This window comes from Rhizobium sp. ERR 942 (assembly GCF_007828395.1).
GTDB lineage: Bacteria > Pseudomonadota > Alphaproteobacteria > Rhizobiales > Rhizobiaceae > Rhizobium > Rhizobium dioscoreae.
Window position 1 is genome coordinate 445948 of sequence record NZ_VIUA01000006.1, and the last position, 15398, is coordinate 461345.

General features: G+C 60.3%; 17 protein-coding genes. 8 read left to right on the forward strand and 9 right to left on the reverse strand.

Annotation, left to right across the window (positions count from 1 at the left end; genetic code table 11):
- Positions 1-34: 34 nt before the first annotated feature.
- Positions 35-1060: an NAD(P)-dependent alcohol dehydrogenase gene (locus FBZ97_RS25460; protein WP_145322788.1), complete on the reverse strand. Its 1026-nt coding sequence runs from the start codon at positions 1058-1060 to the stop codon at positions 35-37.
- Positions 1061-1170: 110 nt separating this feature from the next.
- On the opposite strand from FBZ97_RS25460, the gene FBZ97_RS25465 reads away from it, so the two are divergent.
- Positions 1171-2070: a LysR family transcriptional regulator gene (locus FBZ97_RS25465; protein WP_145322594.1), complete on the forward strand. Its 900-nt coding sequence runs from the start codon at positions 1171-1173 to the stop codon at positions 2068-2070.
- A 20-nt stretch (positions 2071-2090) separates the two neighbouring features.
- Here FBZ97_RS25465 and FBZ97_RS25470 read toward each other — a convergent pair whose 3' ends face one another.
- Positions 2091-2387 carry a YciI family protein gene (locus FBZ97_RS25470; RefSeq protein WP_145322596.1) on the reverse strand — a complete coding sequence of 99 codons (297 nt, stop codon included), beginning with the start codon at positions 2385-2387 and terminating at the stop codon, positions 2091-2093.
- Positions 2388-2471: 84 nt separating this feature from the next.
- On the opposite strand from FBZ97_RS25470, the gene FBZ97_RS25475 reads away from it, so the two are divergent.
- Positions 2472-3356, forward strand: a complete 885-nt coding sequence (locus FBZ97_RS25475) for a LysR family transcriptional regulator (RefSeq protein WP_246661842.1) — start codon at positions 2472-2474, stop codon at positions 3354-3356.
- Between the two features lie 39 nt (positions 3357-3395).
- On the opposite strand, the gene FBZ97_RS25480 is transcribed toward FBZ97_RS25475, so the two are convergent.
- The 3 genes from FBZ97_RS25480 to FBZ97_RS25490 all read right to left on the reverse strand — a co-directional run bounded on the left by FBZ97_RS25480 (position 3396) and on the right by FBZ97_RS25490 (position 4805).
- The gene (locus FBZ97_RS25480; protein ID WP_145322598.1) at positions 3396-3764 is read right to left on the reverse strand and encodes a DUF305 domain-containing protein; all 369 of its coding nucleotides are present in this window, start codon (positions 3762-3764) and stop codon (positions 3396-3398) included.
- A 72-nt stretch (positions 3765-3836) separates the two neighbouring features.
- On the reverse strand, positions 3837-4247 hold the full coding sequence (locus FBZ97_RS25485; RefSeq protein ID WP_246661843.1) for a hypothetical protein: 411 nt from the start codon (positions 4245-4247) through the stop codon (positions 3837-3839).
- A 30-nt stretch (positions 4248-4277) separates the two neighbouring features.
- Complete coding sequence (locus FBZ97_RS25490) at positions 4278-4805, reverse strand: 2'-5' RNA ligase family protein (RefSeq protein WP_145322600.1); 528 nt, start codon at positions 4803-4805, stop codon at positions 4278-4280.
- Between the two features lie 126 nt (positions 4806-4931).
- Between FBZ97_RS25490 and hisS the strand changes: the two genes are divergently transcribed.
- From hisS to hisG, 3 genes are all read left to right on the forward strand, one after another.
- A complete protein-coding gene (gene hisS / locus FBZ97_RS25495) occupies positions 4932-6455 on the forward strand; it encodes a histidine--tRNA ligase (protein ID WP_145322602.1) in 1524 nt (507 codons plus the stop codon).
- A gap of 192 nt (positions 6456-6647) precedes the next feature.
- Positions 6648-7766 (forward strand): ATP phosphoribosyltransferase regulatory subunit, encoded by a 1119-nt coding sequence (locus FBZ97_RS25500; RefSeq protein ID WP_145322604.1) that lies wholly within the window; start codon positions 6648-6650, stop codon positions 7764-7766.
- Entirely contained in the window at positions 7766-8461 is a 696-nt protein-coding gene (hisG, locus tag FBZ97_RS25505; protein WP_145322606.1) for an ATP phosphoribosyltransferase, read from the forward strand. The genes FBZ97_RS25500 and hisG overlap by 1 nt, the downstream gene beginning before the upstream one ends.
- Positions 8462-8537: 76 nt before the next feature.
- Here the strand turns inward: hisG and FBZ97_RS25510 are convergent, their stop codons facing one another.
- Positions 8538-8981, reverse strand: a complete 444-nt coding sequence (locus FBZ97_RS25510) for a DoxX family protein (protein ID WP_145322607.1) — start codon at positions 8979-8981, stop codon at positions 8538-8540.
- A 214-nt stretch (positions 8982-9195) separates the two neighbouring features.
- Between FBZ97_RS25510 and FBZ97_RS25515 the strand changes: the two genes are divergently transcribed.
- On the forward strand, positions 9196-9903 hold the full coding sequence (locus tag FBZ97_RS25515; RefSeq protein ID WP_145322610.1) for a glutathione binding-like protein: 708 nt from the start codon (positions 9196-9198) through the stop codon (positions 9901-9903).
- Between the two features lie 57 nt (positions 9904-9960).
- Here the strand turns inward: FBZ97_RS25515 and FBZ97_RS25520 are convergent, their stop codons facing one another.
- The 3 genes from FBZ97_RS25520 to groES all read right to left on the reverse strand — a co-directional run bounded on the left by FBZ97_RS25520 (position 9961) and on the right by groES (position 12996).
- Positions 9961-10407 (reverse strand): hypothetical protein, encoded by a 447-nt coding sequence (locus FBZ97_RS25520; protein WP_210296346.1) that lies wholly within the window; start codon positions 10405-10407, stop codon positions 9961-9963.
- Positions 10408-10984: 577 nt separating this feature from the next.
- Positions 10985-12625 (reverse strand): chaperonin GroEL, encoded by a 1641-nt coding sequence (gene groL, locus FBZ97_RS25525; protein WP_113330948.1) that lies wholly within the window; start codon positions 12623-12625, stop codon positions 10985-10987.
- 74 nt (positions 12626-12699) lie between these two features.
- Entirely contained in the window at positions 12700-12996 is a 297-nt protein-coding gene (gene groES, locus FBZ97_RS25530) for a co-chaperone GroES (RefSeq protein WP_004109735.1), read from the reverse strand.
- Between the two features lie 424 nt (positions 12997-13420).
- Here groES and FBZ97_RS25535 point away from each other — a divergent pair, with 424 nt between their 5' ends.
- Together FBZ97_RS25535 and FBZ97_RS25540 are read left to right on the forward strand one after the other, a co-directional pair.
- Entirely contained in the window at positions 13421-14269 is an 849-nt protein-coding gene (locus FBZ97_RS25535) for a TIGR01459 family HAD-type hydrolase (RefSeq protein WP_145322614.1), read from the forward strand.
- A gap of 15 nt (positions 14270-14284) precedes the next feature.
- Entirely contained in the window at positions 14285-15268 is a 984-nt protein-coding gene (locus tag FBZ97_RS25540; protein WP_113330950.1) for a bifunctional riboflavin kinase/FAD synthetase, read from the forward strand.
- Positions 15269-15398: the final 130 nt, after the last annotated feature.

The window sequence follows — 15398 nt, forward strand, 5'->3', positions numbered from 1 at the left end:
GGGCCGCAGCTTCTCGCGGCGGCCCGGCTCCACGTCAAAGCTCGATGACGATCTTGCCGAAGGGGCCGCGATCGAGCTGGTCGAAGGCGGCCGGCACCTCGCTGAGTGCATAGCGATGGCCGATGACGGGCTTCAGGCCGATGCTGTCGACCGCGAGCACGAAGTCTTCAAGCGAGCGGCGATGGCCGACGCCGATGCCCTGCACGGTGGGAGACTTTAGCAGCAGCGGTGCCACCGGACCGGAGATGTCGAAGCCCTCGAGGACACCGATAACGGAGATCCGTCCATGAGGCGCCACCGCCTTCAAGGACTGGCCGAAATTCGGGCCACCGGCAATTTCGATGATATGGTCGATGCCACGATCGTTGGTGAGGCGATAGACCTCTTCCACCCAATCGCTTTTGTTGCGGTCGATGCCGTGATGAGCGCCCAAAGCCTTGGCCCGCTCGAGCTTTTCCGGTCCAGAGGAGGTTACGAAGACCTCGGCGCCCTGGGCCGCGGCAATCTGCAGACCAAACAGCGCCACGCCGCCCGTTCCCTGCACCAATACGCTGTCACCGGGCTTGACCTTGCCGCGTTCCACCAGCGCGAACCAGGCCGTAAGGCCGGCGCAGGGCAAGGTGCTTGCCTCGGCATAATCGAGGCTCTTGGGTGCCGATACGAACCATCCTTCCGGCATGGAGATATATTCGGAGAGCACGCCGGGATAGAAGCCGCCAAGCGTCTTGTAGGGCGGTGTACGTGCATCGCCGAGCGGCTTGCCGTCGATCCAGCCGGGGTGGAAGGTCGAAATGACCCGGTCGCCGACGGAGAATCTGGTGACATCGTCTCCCACCGCTTCGACGACGCCCGCCATATCGGAGGCCGGCACGAAGGGAAATTGGATCGGTAGGCCCATGCCGGTCTCACGCACGAGCTTGTCGCGATAGTTCAGTGAAACGGCTTTGACTCGCACAAGCACTTCGCCGCGCGCGGGTTTGGATACTGCCGTTTCCGTGAGGTTCAAGGGAGCACCGACGGCAATCGTATCGAGAGTCCAGCGCTTCATGGTCTTCGTCATCATGATCTCCTGGAAGAAATTGGAAGCAATGGACCGAGCATATCGTTGCTTTCTGATCGCCAGTGGCGATATTATTTCCGCTTACTGGTTCCTTAAGGGAAGCAATCATCATGAATGACATGCTCAACGGCATTCCGGAATTCGTGGAAGCGGTCGAAGCCGGGGGCTTTTCGGCAGCGGCGGCGCGCATGAATCTCTCCCGCTCGGCGATCGGCAAGACCATCGCCAAATTGGAGCGGCGCCTGAATGTGCGCCTCTTTCACCGCACCACCCGCATGCAGAGCCTGACGGACGAAGGCCAAGCTTTTTACGAGCGCTGCCGCCGGGCGCTGGATGAGATACAGTCTGGCGAGGCTATGCTGGAATCGGGCAAGCGGGAGGTTACCGGACGTCTTCGTATCTCCATGCCTGTCCTTTTCGGTCGTCGCTGCGCTGCTCCGCTGTTGCTGGAATTGGCGCGTATCCACCCCAAACTTGAGCTCGACCTTTCCTTCAGTGATCGTGTGGTCGATCTCTTCGACGAGGGCTTCGATCTCGCCATTCGCAACGGCGTGTTGCGGGACGAAGCCGGCCTTGCCGCGCGCAAGATCGCCCTCCATCGCATGACGCTATGCGCCTCGCCGGATTATCTAGCCGCCAGAGGTACGCCCCAGACCATTGCCGATCTCGATAGCCACGATCTCGTCGTCTATGCGAGATCGGGCGAAGCCAAGAGATGGACCTTCCTGCAGGGCGATGGAGCGGCCGTCGACTATTTTCCGCAGACGCGGTTGCGTCTTGATGACCTGGAGGTCATTGCCGATGCAGCCGCCGCGGGAATGGGCATTGCGTGGCTGCCCTGCTGGCTGGTGCGGGACTATGTGCGGGCCGGCAAGCTCATGCAGGTGCTCAATGTCTCCAGCCGGCCCGTCAACGTCTATGCCGTCTGGCCGCAGGTGCCGCAGCTTTCGCTGAAGATGCGCGTGGTCATCGACCTGCTCGCCGCGCGCCTGCCTGCAATCATGGACTGAGCATGTGACGCTGCCTCCGGTTAAAGGAGTGCGCCCTCCGCGAATACCTGGTTCCAACGAAAGACCTTGACGGATTTGCGCAGGCCTGCCGCCCAGAATGGATCTTCCTTCACCAGACGATCGACGGCAGCGGCGGTCTCCACTTCGACGAGCCACAGGCCGCCGGCAAAAGCATCGCCTTCCCGGCTGAGTGGTCCCGCCGTCCTGATGGAAGCGGCATTCGCCTCCAGGAAAGCGAAGTGACGAGGCAGATATTCCTTGCGGATCGCGGCGGCGTTTTGTTGATCATCCTCGAACAGGACAGCGAACAGGGTCATCGTTATCTCCTTACTGGATATTTCCAGTCTATGACTGCAATAATGCCGATACACGCGGTAAGTTTGCCGTAAGGAGCTGCAAAATTGCACGACGTCGATTGGAATGACCTGCGCCATATTCTGGCGCTCGCGCGGGGTGGATCCTTTGCCACCGCCGGCAGGGTGATTGGCACGGATGCGACGACGGTCGGTCGCCGCCTGCGCATTCTGGAAAAACGCCTCGGCACGACGCTGTTTGCGCGCGATGGAGGTGGCGCCTTATTGCCGACGCCAGCGGGCGAGATCGTGGTCGCGAAGGCAGAGACGATCGAGGCCGAAGTCATGGCGCTGTCGGGTGCGTTGGATGCAGCCGATCCCATGGCACTCGGCAAGGTACGCCTCACGGCGGCGCCATCCTTCATCAGCCGGCTGTTGATCCCCGCGCTACCCAGCCTGTTGGCGCAGCATTCCGGCCTGCAATTGGAACTCATCGGCGATTCCAGAAATCTCAACCTGACGCGGCGCGAGGCAGACATGGCGCTGCGCCTTGCAAGACCTGCCGATATGACAAACGGCAAAGTCGTCGCCAGGCGGATCGCGACGCTTGACTATGCCGTCTACGTCGCTGCCGGGCAGGAGAGGCATGCGGAAGATTTGCCGTGGATCATCTATGAAGAGGCAATGGCGCATCTGCCGCATGCCCGCTGGATTGCCGCACAGGCGGAAAAGTCAGGTCGTTCCAGCCAGCTTGCGGTCAACGATGCCGAGGCTCTGCTGCAGGCCGCGGCTTCAGGATTGGGGCGCGCATTGCTGCCGAAAATCCTGGCCGGGAATGTGGGAGGTCTTTGCCGCGTCGATAGCGGCGACAGCAATCTGCCGGTGCGAGAGATGTGGCTGCTGATGCATGCCGAGCTTCGTCCACTCGTGCGCATTCGCGCCGTTTCCGGTTGGTTGGATGGGATATTCCGCCGTCCGCATTCGGAGCGGTGAGAGAGGCGGCAGGGATGCCGCCTCTCGTGATCGGGTGAATTACTTGCCGTGCTTCTGCAGCCAGGCTTTCATTTCCTTGATCTCGGCTTCCTGCGCGGTAATGACGGCTTCCGCCAGTTTGCGCAGTTCGGGATCCTTGCCGTATTTCAGCTCGATCTTCGCCATGTCGATCGCGCCCTGATGGTGCGGGATCATGCCGCGGACGAAATCCGCATCGGCATCGCCGCTATAGTGGATCATCATGTCCTTGTGCATCTTGCCCATGGCGTCGTTGAACGCCTTGCTGGAAGCGCTCTGGTCGCCCATCGGCTTGCTCATGTCCATGCTCTTCATGTCGTCGGCAAGGGCAGGAAGGGCGATCGCAAAGGCGAATACGCCGACAAGCATCAGCGATTTTGAAGTAGACATAGGGATTCTCTCCGTTTCTGAACGGTATCTGGATTTGAGCGGCAGCGCTCGTCGATTGAATGCAGGAGATCGTCAGGTGAAACGGGGAGGGGGCGCTGTCGGCTGCGGCAGGGAACCGGCAAGGCGCTGGCCGGGCGCCGGCACTGGATAGGAGATGGCGTGTTTGCCGTCTTCGACTCCAAGGGTCGGCATCAAGGCAAGGCAGGCAGCGCAAGACGCCACATGCGCCATGCCGCCGGCGCAAGGATTTTCCGGCTTCGTTTGCTGGGGCTCGCCCATGTTGCCGTGACCGGCCATGCCAGGCATAGCGGTGATGCCATCATGTATGCTCATGGTCGCCGGCAGGGACATGGCGGAAGCGCAGACAGGGCAATTCGCCAGCGCCGGCATGGCACCGTAAAGCAACCAGGCAATCAGCATTGTCAGGATCGCAAGCGCGCGCATAAACAGAAACCTAGCCGTGCAATCCGTGAAAGCAAGCATGAATTGCATTCCCCGGACACTGGAAGGCGATCAAGGCAGCAGTTTGACTTCCTTGATGATTTCGATCGGCGGAAAGCGGATGCAATCCACCACATCGAAGATGAGCGTAAACTGGGCTGGCCTTGCGGCCGCCCATCTTAGAGCCTCTCCCGCCGCCCCCGAGGGGATCTTCATCGCAACGGTGCAATGCGGCTGCCAGCGATCCGGGCGGGAATGCTCATGACAAAGGCTAGGGTCGATCTCGTCGTGAATGGCGCGGTGTATGCATCTCAGCACGCGATCGTCGGCTGGGCGCGCCCAAAGCACCAGCATCTCGTTCGGAAAATGGCTGATCCCCGAAAACTCGACCGATAGCGGCGGCACGTTCGCGAAGGCCTTTTGAGCGGCGGCGACGAGGGAGGAAACGGCAATGTCTTCATAGACTGCAAATGTCAGATGCGGCGGATAGTTGAGTGCCAGCATCGATGGAGAGGTTTCGAACCGGCTCGCCTCCCGCCAGAGATCGAGAACCGGACCGGCGCTGTTATCCGTGCATTTCAAAACGATTGCGTGTGGCATGGTTCCCTATGCTGCCTTCTCCGGCTTTTCTCGGTTTTGTCGGCCGCTAACATATAACAATCCTTGCCGCATTCAGCCCAATCCGCTAGTTAACCGCGACTGTTCCCATACCGGATTACCCTAGAGATGAGCGACAAACAAAAGAAACCGCAGAAGCTCAAGGCCCGCCTGCCGCGTGGTTTTGTCGATCGTTCGGCCAGCGACATTCGCGCCGTCAACGAGATGACCTCCAAGATCCGGGCAGTTTACGAGCATTATGGCTTCGATCCCGTCGAAACGCCGCTGTTCGAATATACCGATGCGTTGGGCAAGTTCCTGCCCGATAGCGACCGGCCGAACGAGGGCGTGTTCTCGCTTCAGGATGACGACGAGCAGTGGATGTCGCTGCGCTATGATCTGACGGCGCCGCTCGCCCGTCATGTCGCCGAGAATTTCAACGAGATCCAGCTTCCCTACCGCACCTATCGCGCCGGCTATGTCTTCCGCAACGAGAAGCCAGGCCCGGGCCGCTTCCGCCAATTCATGCAGTTTGACGCCGATACCGTCGGCGCGCCGGGCGTACAGGCCGATGCCGAAATGTGCATGATGATGGCGGACACTCTGGAAGCCTTGGGTATCAAGCGGGGCGACTATGTGGTTCGCGTCAACAACCGCAAGGTTCTCGATGGTGTATTGGAAGCGATCGGCCTCGGCGGTGATGACAAGGCCGCTCAGCGACTGAACGTGCTGCGCGCCATCGACAAGCTTGACAAGTTCGGTCCGGAAGGCGTGGCGCTGCTGCTCGGCCCCGGCCGCAAGGATGAGTCCGGCGACTTCACCAAGGGTGCCGGACTCAACAACGACCAGATCGAGAAGGTGCTCTTCTTTGTTGGCATCAAGGACTATGCCGAAAGTGCCGCCCAGCTTGCCGCGCTTGTCGCCGGCACGTCCAAAGGCGGCGAGGGCGTCGAGGAGCTGAATTTCATCGGCAGCCTCGTGACAAGCGCCGGCTATGGAGCGGATCGCATCAAGATCGATCCATCCGTCGTGCGTGGTCTCGAATATTATACCGGCCCTGTCTACGAAGCCGAGTTGCTGTTCGACGTCACCAACGAAAAGGGTGAAAAGGTCGTCTTCGGCTCGGTGGGCGGCGGCGGCCGTTATGATGGGCTCGTCTCGCGCTTCATGGGCCAGCCGGTGCCGGCCACAGGCTTTTCCATCGGCGTGTCGCGCCTGATGACGGCGCTGAAAAATCTCGGCAAGCTCGGCATGGACGAGGTGATCGAGCCCGTGCTTGTCACCGTCATGGACGGCGATGTCGATGCCATGGGACGCTACCAGCGCTTCACGCAGCATCTGCGCGCCGCCGGCATCCGCGCCGAGATGTTCCAGGGCAACTGGAAGAAGTTCGGCAACCAGCTGAAATATGCCGATCGCCGCGGCTGCCCGATCGCCATCATCCAGGGCGGCGACGAGCGTGCCCAGGGCGTCGTCCAGATCAAGGATCTGATCGAAGGCAAGCGCCTTTCCGGCGAGATCGAGGACAATGCCAGCTGGCGCGAAGCCCGCGTGGCCCAGGAAACCGTGCCGGAAGCCGAGCTGATCGAGAAGGTCAAAGCTATCTTGGCGGCACAGGCGGAAGACCGGAAGAGGGCGCTCGGCAATGTCTGAGTGTGCGGCTTTGCCCCTCACCCTAGCCCTCTCCCCGCAGGCGGGGAGACGGGACGACCTCTCTTGCCGCAGCCTATCGATTCTCACAGAGTTGAGGGATGACAGAAGGCGCGCCCATCCCCTTCTCCCCGTCCAAACGGGGAGAAGGTGGCCGATAGGCCGGATGAGGGGCTTTAGTGGAGTTCTGATCCCATGCCCCTGATCAACCTCCCCAATTTTGCCAGCGACCTGCTGGACGAATTTTCCGTTCGCGGGACGGAGAGGGTGGATACGCCCATCATCCAGCCGGCCGAGCCCTTTCTCGATATGGCCGGCGAGGATCTCCGCCGGCGCATCTTCATGACCGAAAGCGAAACCGGTGCCAGCCTTTGCCTGCGCCCGGAGTTCACCATTCCCGTCTGTCTGCGCCATATCGAGACCGCCACCGGCACCCCGAAGCGTTACTCCTATCTCGGCGAGATCTTTCGCCAGCGCCGCGAAGGCGGCCATGAGTTCTATCAGGCCGGCATAGAGGATTTGGGTGATGGCAATACGGCGAGCGCCGACGCTCGCGCCATCAGCGATGCCATCGGTATCCTGGATCGCGTGGTGCCCGGCAAGCCGCTCTCCGTGACGCTTGGCGATCAGGCCGTGTTCGAGGCCGTTGTGCAGGCGCTCGGCCTGCCATCCGGCTGGCAGAAGCGCCTGATCCACGCTTTCGGCAACATGATGCAGCTCGAAACCTTGCTGGCGCATCTTGCAAGCCCGCAGCCGGTCACCGGGCTCGATGCCCATGTGCTCGATTTCCTGAGCCGTGGCGACGAACAGGGGCTGGTCAGGCATATCGATGCCACCATGCACGCAACCGGCTATTCCACCAATGCCAGCCGCTCGCCGCAGGAGATCGCTCGCCGCCTTCGTGAGAAGCTGGTCCTATCGGAAACGCGGCTCGACGATGCGGCCTTCCGCGTGCTGGAGGAGTTCTTGTCCCTGAGCGTACTGCTCTCGGATGCTTCCGCCGCACTGGCGGGTTTTGCCGACGCGGCAGGTCTGAAGCTGGGCAAGGCCCTGGAAAGCTTCGACGTCCGCGTCGCGGCATTGGCCCGCGCCGGTGTCGATGCTTCCAAGATCGACTATCGTGCCGCCTTCGGTCGCCCGCTCGACTACTATACCGGTCTCGTCTTCGAGGTGACGGTGGAAGGGTCGAGCGCGGTGCTGGCCGGCGGCGGCCGCTTCGACCGGTTGATGACCCTGCTCGGTGCCAAGGACCATATCCCGGCTGTCGGCTTCGCGCTTTGGCTCGATCGCATCGAAACCGTGAGGGCAGCCTGATGACCATTACGATAGCGATTCCTTCAAAGGGCCGGATGAAGGACGATTGCGCCGCGATCTTCGAGCGCGCCGGCATGCCGATCGTCGCCGTCGGCAATGACCGCTCCTATCGCGGCCGTGTCGAAGGCTTTGAAGGTGTCGAGATCGCCTTCCTGTCGGCCTCGGAAATCTCGCGAGAGATCGGCAATGGCAGCGTCGATTTCGGCATCACCGGCGAAGACCTCGTGCGCGAGGGCATGGCGGAGGCTGATCGCCGCGTCGAATTCTGCGCCAGGCTCGGCTTCGGTCACGCCGATGTTGTCGTAGCAGTGCCGGAAATCTGGCTTGATGTCGATACCATGGCCGATCTTGGCGACGTTGCCGCCGATTTCCGTGCCCGTCATGGTCACAGGCTGACGGTCGCGACGAAGTACTGGCGGCTGACGCAGCAGTTCTTCTCCAGCCAGCATGGCATTCAGCTCTATCGCATCGTCGAAAGTCTCGGTGCGACGGAAGGGGCACCCGCTGCCGGCTCGGCCGACATCATCGTCGACATCACCTCCACCGGCTCGACGCTTAGGGCGAACCATCTGAAGGTCCTGTCGGATGGCGTCATCCTGCGCTCTGAGGCGTGTCTGGTGCGTGCCCGCAAGGAGAGCCACAATGGCGATCCGATGGTCGACCGCATCATATCTGCCGTGCGCAGGGCGCTCTGACTTTCCAATTTCCTATTCATGCGAAAAGGCCCGCCGGAATTCCGGCGGGCCTTTTGTCTTGGGAAACATGCGGCAATCAGGCGGCGGCGTAGGCACCGCGGCGTGCGTCGACCGAGTAGACGCCTGCGCCGTAGGTGGCGAGCATGATGTAGGCGCCGGCGAGCGTGATGTTCTTCATGAAATTAGCCGAGTTCAGGCCATTGATCCAGCCATTGGCGGCAGCCGGGAAGTCCGGAACGTTGACGGTACCCAGGTGGAAGACGACGCCGGTGAAGACACAGAAGAGGGCGAGCAGCCAGCCGACGATACGGACCTGGAAGCCGATGAGGACGCAGACGCCGGTGACGAATTCAAACGCGCCGGCAAGATAGGTAAGCAGCGTTGCAGCAGGCATACCGGCGCCGGCAATCATGCCAGCCGTGCCGGCCGGATCGGTCAGTTTGCCGAAACCGGCGAAGATGAACATGAAGGCGAGCAGGATGCGCGCCACAAGAATGATGATGTTGTTGGTGTTGGACATGACAGTCTCCAGTAAATTCACTCGGGATCGGGTGGCGACAATTTCTGGAGACAGATATTCGTGATTTTTGAAAGGTTGGAAAGATAAACAACTGCGCACAATTAGTTCACAATCATTGAACAATGGGCCGCTGAGATAACACTTCCCATCCAAGCCCTATCGGCTATTGTGGCGGCAAATCAGTTGTCAAATCATAGCCTTCAGGAGCAAGCCCATGGCCGATCTGTCGTCCTTTCCGATCACGAAACGCTGGCCTGCCAGCAATCCGGATATTATCCAGCTCTACTCGCTGCCGACCCCGAACGGCGTCAAGGTGTCGATCGCGCTGGAAGAGCTTGGTCTGCCCTATGAGCCGCATCTGATTTCCTTCGGCACCAACGACCAAAAATCTCCGGAATTCGTTTCGCTGAATCCGAATGGCCGCATTCCTGCGATCATCGATCCCAATGGTCCCGACGGCAAGCCGATCGGTCTGTTCGAATCCGGCGCGATCCTGGTCTATCTGGCGGAGAAGACCGGCAAGCTCATGCCAAGCGACGCAGCCAGGCGCTACGAAACGCTGGAATGGGTTTTCTTCCAGATGGCCGGCGTCGGCCCGATGTTCGGCCAGTTCGGCCATTTCTTCAAATTCGCCGCCGAAAAAGTCGCCAATAACTCCTATCCGGTCGAGCGTTATCGCGATGAAGCCAAGCGCCTGCTCGGCGTTCTCGAGAGCCGCCTGCAAGGACGCGAATGGATCATGGGCGATGAATACACCATCGCCGACATCACCACTTTCCCCTGGGTCCGCGGCGTCGACATCTTCTATGGCGGCCGCGAGGTTCTGGAGTTCGAAAGTTTCCCCTCGGTCATGGCCTGGCTGGAGCGAGCCCTTGCGCGCCCGGCAAGCCAGCGTGGTCTCAGCATTCCCAAGCGGGATTGATCAGGTTGAACCAAGTAACTGGTCAGGCGAACTCACCCGACCATCATCGACAGTCGTTTACTGCCGGGTGGCGAGCTGGCTGCCCGGTTCCAGCTTGAAGCGTGGAAACAGGAAGACGCCGACCATGCTGCCGGCACGTTGCTTGTCGGCAGCAACGGATTCGCCAACGCAAAAGACCGGCTGGCGATGGCCGCCGGTGCCGAGCGTCGTCGTGGAATAACAGAAAGAAGAGTTTGCGGTTGCCGCCTGCTCGAAGAGATCGAGGATACGCGCTCGATCGTGCGGATCATAGCAATGCATGAGGCTCAGCAAGCCACATTCCGAGGAGCTCAGCCCGTGCAGCATCGTGCTCCACTGCCCAAGTTTGATGATGCCGCTTGAAAGATCGCCCGTCCATCCCTCGGAAACACAGAATTGTGCCAGAAGATCGGGGTCATGGCCTTCGAACTCCAGCGAGCCGGGAGCAAACGGTGCGGAAAAATTGGCTTTGGCAATCTTGAACAAGATGATCCCCACAAGAGCGCATGGTTCCCCGCGCCTCACTTCAATTCCGTATTTCCCCGGATGGAGGGTCTCCCTGCATTTTGCGCCGCAGCTTATGGCCGAGGCGTGCCTCCACTAGTCCGCTGTCGACAATGCTTTTCGGGATGGCGTTCCAGTTTATGAAGTCATTTCAAGTAATAAATCAGGACAGCGCCAGCGCGCAAGGTTATGATCATGCCAAGCCGCAGGTTAAGCCTGTCCAAAAGAAGTAAAAATTACGTGTATTGCAGCTAACTCTCCAAAATCGCTGCGCTGCGAGTTATAGGGGCTTTTTCGAAAACAGCAATGGGCAAGTTGCAAAATTTGCAACACGATAGAATCTTGCAGGGATTGCAGTTGTACAGTTTCGGCACAATTAAAAAGGGCGACCCGAGGGCCGCCCTTCATCAATTCTGGATGTCGGATTGAACAATCGCAACAGGCCGTTGGCCCATCACATCATATCCATGCCGCCACTTCAGGCCGCTTGGCGGCCTGAAGCACTGAAGTGCATGGGCGAAGCTTTATGGACATTCCTGCGATTAGGCCTGTTGGCCTATCACATCATGTCCATGCCGCCCATGCCACCCATGCCGCCCGGCATGCCAGCAGGGGCATCCTTCTTCGGCAGTTCGGCGATCATGGCTTCGGTGGTGATCAGCAGCGAAGCAACCGAAGCTGCATCCTGCAGAGCCGTGCGAACGACCTTGACCGGGTCGACGATGCCCATGGCGATCATGTCGCCGTAAACACCCGTCTGAGCGTTGTAGCCCCAGTTGTCTTCGTTCTTGTCGAGGATCTTGCCGACAACGATCGAAGCTTCGTCACCAGCGTTTTCAGCGATCTGGCGAGCCGGGGACTGCAGAGCACGGCGAACGATGTTGATGCCGGCTTCCTGGTCTTCGTTTTCGCCCTTGACCGAGATCTTGACTGAAGAACGCAGCAGAGCGGTACCGCCGCCCGGTACGATGCCTTCCTGAACGGCAGCGCGCGTCGCGTTCAGAGCGTCGTCGATGCGGTCCTTCTTTTCCTTGACTTCGATTTCCGTCGAGCCGCCAACGCGGATAACGGCAACGCCGCCAGCGAGCTTTGCAAGGCGTTCCTGCAGCTTTTCGCGGTCGTAGTCAGAGGTGGTTTCTTCGATCTGGGCCTTGATCTGGGCAACACGGCCTTCGATGTCGGACTTGGCGCCAGCGCCGTCGACGATCGTGGTGTTTTCCTTGGAGATCGAAACCTTCTTGGCGCGGCCGAGCATGTCGAGGGTGACAGACTCGAGCTTGATGCCGAGGTCTTCGGAGATGACAGTGCCGCCTGTCAGGATGGCGATGTCTTCCAGCATGGCCTTGCGGCGATCGCCGAAGCCCGGAGCCTTGACAGCAGCGATCTTCAGGCCGCCACGCAGCTTGTTGACGACGAGGGTCGCAAGCGCTTCGCCTTCGACGTCCTCAGCGATGATGAGGAGCGGCTTGCCGGTCTGAACGACGGCTTCGAGAACCGGGAGCATGGCCTGCAGGTTCGAGAGCTTCTTCTCGTGCAGGAGGATGAAGGCGTCTTCGAGGTCGGCCACCATCTTTTCCGGGTTGGTTACGAAGTAGGGGCTGAGGTAGCCGCGGTCGAACTGCATGCCTTCAACGACTTCGAGTTCGGTTTCGGCGGTCTTGGCTTCTTCAACCGTGATGACGCCTTCGTTGCCGACCTTCTGCATGGCTTCGGCAATATCGAGACCGATCTGCTTTTCGCCGTTTGCGGAGATCGTGCCGACCTGGGCAACTTCTTCCGAAGTGTTGATCTTCTTGGCCTTGGCGAGCAGGTCCTTGACGACTTCTGCAACAGCGAGGTCGATGCCGCGCTTCAGATCCATCGGGTTCATGCCGGCTGCAACAGCCTTGGCGCCTTCGCGAACGATTGCCTGGGCAAGAACGGTTGCGGTGGTGGTGCCGTCACCAGCGACATCGTTGGTCTTCGAAGCGACTTCGCGGACCATCTGGGCGCCCATGTTCTCGAACTTGTCTTCGAGTTCGATTTCCTTGGCGACGGAAACGCCGTCCTTGGTGATGCGCGGAGCGCCGAAGGATTTGTCGATAACGACGTTACGACCCTTCGGGCCGAGCGTGACCTTCACTGCGTCAGCGAGGATGTCGACGCCACGAAGCATCTTTTCGCGGGCGCTGCGGCCGAATTTTACTTCTTTAGCTGCCATGTTTGAAACTCCTGAATTCGCGTTTTCCGGGCTTTAAGGCCCGTCAGCTGTATCGGAAAAGGGAACCGGCCGGATTAGCCGATGATGCCCATGATGTCGGCTTCCTTCATGATCAGAAGGTCTTCGCCGTTGAGCTTGACTTCGGTGCCGGACCACTTGCCGAACAGAACGCGATCGCCAACCTTGACGTCGAGTGCTACGACCTTGCCGGATTCATCGCGAGCGCCGGAGCCGACGGCGACGATTTCGCCTTCCTGCGGCTTTTCCTTGGCGGTATCGGGAATGATGATGCCACCCTTGGTCTTTTCTTCCGACTCGACGCGGCGAACGACGACGCGGTCATGAAGGGGGCGGAAATTGGTGCTTGCCATTGTCTAATCCCTCGATCAAATGACATTCACGGATCAGCGGAGATCCGTATGGATTTTGTTAGCACTCATCCTTGGAGAGTGCTAGCGACGGTGATTTAGGGGTGGCTTCCGGACGAGTCAAGGACAGCACTGTGAATTTTTTGCGGCGCGTAACGGCTTGTTTTGAGGATGATTAACGCCCATGGCAGTGGCGTGTAGCACGTCGTTGCGAAGTTCCTCTCATTTTCCCCTCTTCAGAAAGGGTCAGGTCGCACCTTTTCGAGAGCGTCATGCTGTTGCTTCCGCTGCGCAATCTTGCCGCTCGCCGAGCTTGCACATGTCTGCTTCTCAGGCCTTGTGCGACGCAAAAACCTTGCATGCCGCTCTTGTAATTTGCCGGCCGGTTTGCGATGTCAGCCCGTGATTTATTTGATGCGAGGATGGCATGGGCAAACGGATCGAGAGCTTTCGCGACATCGGCGGACTTTATGATGTTGCGCTCTGCGATGTCTGGGGCGTGCTCCATAACGGCGTCATGGCCTACAAGGAGGCCTCCATCGCGCTCGAAGCGGCCCGCGGCGAAGGCCTTGCTGTCGTCCTCATCACCAACTCTCCACGCGTCGCTCCGAAGGTCGTCGAGCAGCTGCGTGCGATCGGGGTTCCCGACAGCGTTTACGATCGCATCATCACCTCGGGCGATGTCACCCGCAGGCTGATTGCCGAGGGACCGAAAAAGGTGTTTCTGCTCGGCCCCGAGCGTGACATCGGCATCCTGGAAGGCCTTGACGTTCAGCGCGTCGACGCTGGCGAGGCCGAAAGCATCGTCTGCACCGGTTTCTTTGACGACGAGACCGAAACACCTGACGATTATACCGACATGCTGACGGCCTGGTCGGCTCGCAAGGTGCCGCTGATCTGCGCCAATCCGGATCTTGTGGTCGAGCGCGGCCACCGCATGATCCCCTGCGCCGGCGCTATGGCCGCCTATTATGAGCGGCTTGGTGGCCAGACGCGCATCGCCGGCAAGCCGCACCAGCCGATCTACGATGCCGCGATCGCGGCGGCCCGCGAGGTGAAAAGCGAGTTTCCGCTGTCGCGTGTCGTGGCGATCGGCGACGGCATGCCGACCGACGTGCGCGGCGCACTCGATTACGGCCTCGATCTTCTTTATATCAGCCATGGCATCCACGCCCGCGAATATGTCGTCGAGGGGCATACGGATGAGGCCGCGCTCGGCGCCTTCCTGGCGCGCGAGCAGGCCTCGCCGAAGTGGTGGATGCCGCGCCTTGTCTGAGGAGAGTGGCAGTCGATGACCGTTTTCCATCGCAACGAAACCCGCGAGCCGCTTCCCGATGCCCTGAAGGGCGGGGTGGTCGCCATCGGCAATTTCGACGGTGTGCACCGCGGCCATCAGTCTGTGCTGACACGTGCGCTGGAGATCGCCAGGGAGCGCGGCGTGCCGGCGCTGGTGCTCACCTTCGAGCCGCATCCGCGCACCGTCTTCAAGCCCGATCAGCCTGTTTTCCGTCTGACGCCTGCGCCGCTCCGAGCACGTCTCCTCGAAGCGCTCGGCTTCAACGCCGTCATCGAATATCCCTTCGATCGCACCTTCTCGCAGCGTTCGGCGGACGAGTTCGTCCACTCGATCCTGATCGACTGGCTGCACGCGTCGGAAGTCGTCACTGGCTTCGATTTCCATTTCGGCCATGATCGCCAGGGAGGCCCCGCCTTCCTCATGAATGCTGGCAGTCACAATGGTTTCGGCGTGACGCTGATCGATGCCTTCCGCGACGAAAACACGGAGGTCATCTCGTCGAGCCGCATTCGTGCGCTGCTCGCGGAAGGCGATGTCGCCCAAGCCGCCGGTCTGCTTGGCTATCGCTATACCGTTCAGGCGCCCGTTATCGGCGGCGAGAAGCTCGGCCGCACGCTCGGCTTCCCGACGGCAAATATGCAGCTGCCGCCGGAGTCATCGCTGAGGGCAGGCATCTATGCGGTTCGCTTCCGAACGGCCGATGGTGTCGTCCGCGATGGCGTCGCCAGCTACGGCCGGCGCCCGACGGTGACGGATAACGGCGCGCCGCTGCTGGAGACCTTTGTCTTCGATTTCAGCGGCGATCTCTACGGACAGGTCTGTTCGGTTTCCTTCTTTGGCTATCTCCGCCCCGAACTGAAGTTCGAAGGTCTCGACCCGCTGGTCGCGCAGATCCGCAAGGATGAGGACGAAGCACGCGCGCTGCTTGCCGGCGTCCAGCCGCTCAGCGAGCTTGATCGCGCCATCGCCTTCGACTGATATTCGCGAAGTGATGGGGTGGAAAAGGTTTTCCGCCTCGTATCATCGCTCCGATTTCGGGCTGACATCAACGCCGCCAAGAGACTGTTGAATTCATGCCCGACAAGGATCATTGTTCCGCGCCGGTTTT

What these genes read in the sequence shown, in the direction of transcription:
- hisS (WP_145322602.1), top strand. Translation starts at nt 4,932, where the DNA reads ATGAGCGACAAACAAAAGAAACCGCAGAAGCTCAAGGCCCGCCTGCCG.
- FBZ97_RS25510 (WP_145322607.1), bottom strand. Translation starts at nt 8,981, where the DNA reads ATGTCCAACACCAACAACATCATCATTCTTGTGGCGCGCATCCTGCTC.
- FBZ97_RS25460 (WP_145322788.1), bottom strand. Translation starts at nt 1,060, where the DNA reads ATGACGAAGACCATGAAGCGCTGGACTCTCGATACGATTGCCGTCGGT.
- hisG (WP_145322606.1), top strand. Translation starts at nt 7,766, where the DNA reads ATGACCATTACGATAGCGATTCCTTCAAAGGGCCGGATGAAGGACGAT.
- FBZ97_RS25515 (WP_145322610.1), top strand. Translation starts at nt 9,196, where the DNA reads ATGGCCGATCTGTCGTCCTTTCCGATCACGAAACGCTGGCCTGCCAGC.
- FBZ97_RS25470 (WP_145322596.1), bottom strand. Translation starts at nt 2,387, where the DNA reads ATGACCCTGTTCGCTGTCCTGTTCGAGGATGATCAACAAAACGCCGCC.
- groES (WP_004109735.1), bottom strand. Translation starts at nt 12,996, where the DNA reads ATGGCAAGCACCAATTTCCGCCCCCTTCATGACCGCGTCGTCGTTCGC.
- FBZ97_RS25540 (WP_113330950.1), top strand. Translation starts at nt 14,285, where the DNA reads ATGACCGTTTTCCATCGCAACGAAACCCGCGAGCCGCTTCCCGATGCC.
- groL (WP_113330948.1), bottom strand. Translation starts at nt 12,625, where the DNA reads ATGGCAGCTAAAGAAGTAAAATTCGGCCGCAGCGCCCGCGAAAAGATG.
- FBZ97_RS25485 (WP_246661843.1), bottom strand. Translation starts at nt 4,247, where the DNA reads ATGCTTGCTTTCACGGATTGCACGGCTAGGTTTCTGTTTATGCGCGCG.
- FBZ97_RS25490 (WP_145322600.1), bottom strand. Translation starts at nt 4,805, where the DNA reads ATGCCACACGCAATCGTTTTGAAATGCACGGATAACAGCGCCGGTCCG.
- FBZ97_RS25500 (WP_145322604.1), top strand. Translation starts at nt 6,648, where the DNA reads ATGCCCCTGATCAACCTCCCCAATTTTGCCAGCGACCTGCTGGACGAA.
- FBZ97_RS25465 (WP_145322594.1), top strand. Translation starts at nt 1,171, where the DNA reads ATGAATGACATGCTCAACGGCATTCCGGAATTCGTGGAAGCGGTCGAA.
- FBZ97_RS25480 (WP_145322598.1), bottom strand. Translation starts at nt 3,764, where the DNA reads ATGTCTACTTCAAAATCGCTGATGCTTGTCGGCGTATTCGCCTTTGCG.
- FBZ97_RS25535 (WP_145322614.1), top strand. Translation starts at nt 13,421, where the DNA reads ATGGGCAAACGGATCGAGAGCTTTCGCGACATCGGCGGACTTTATGAT.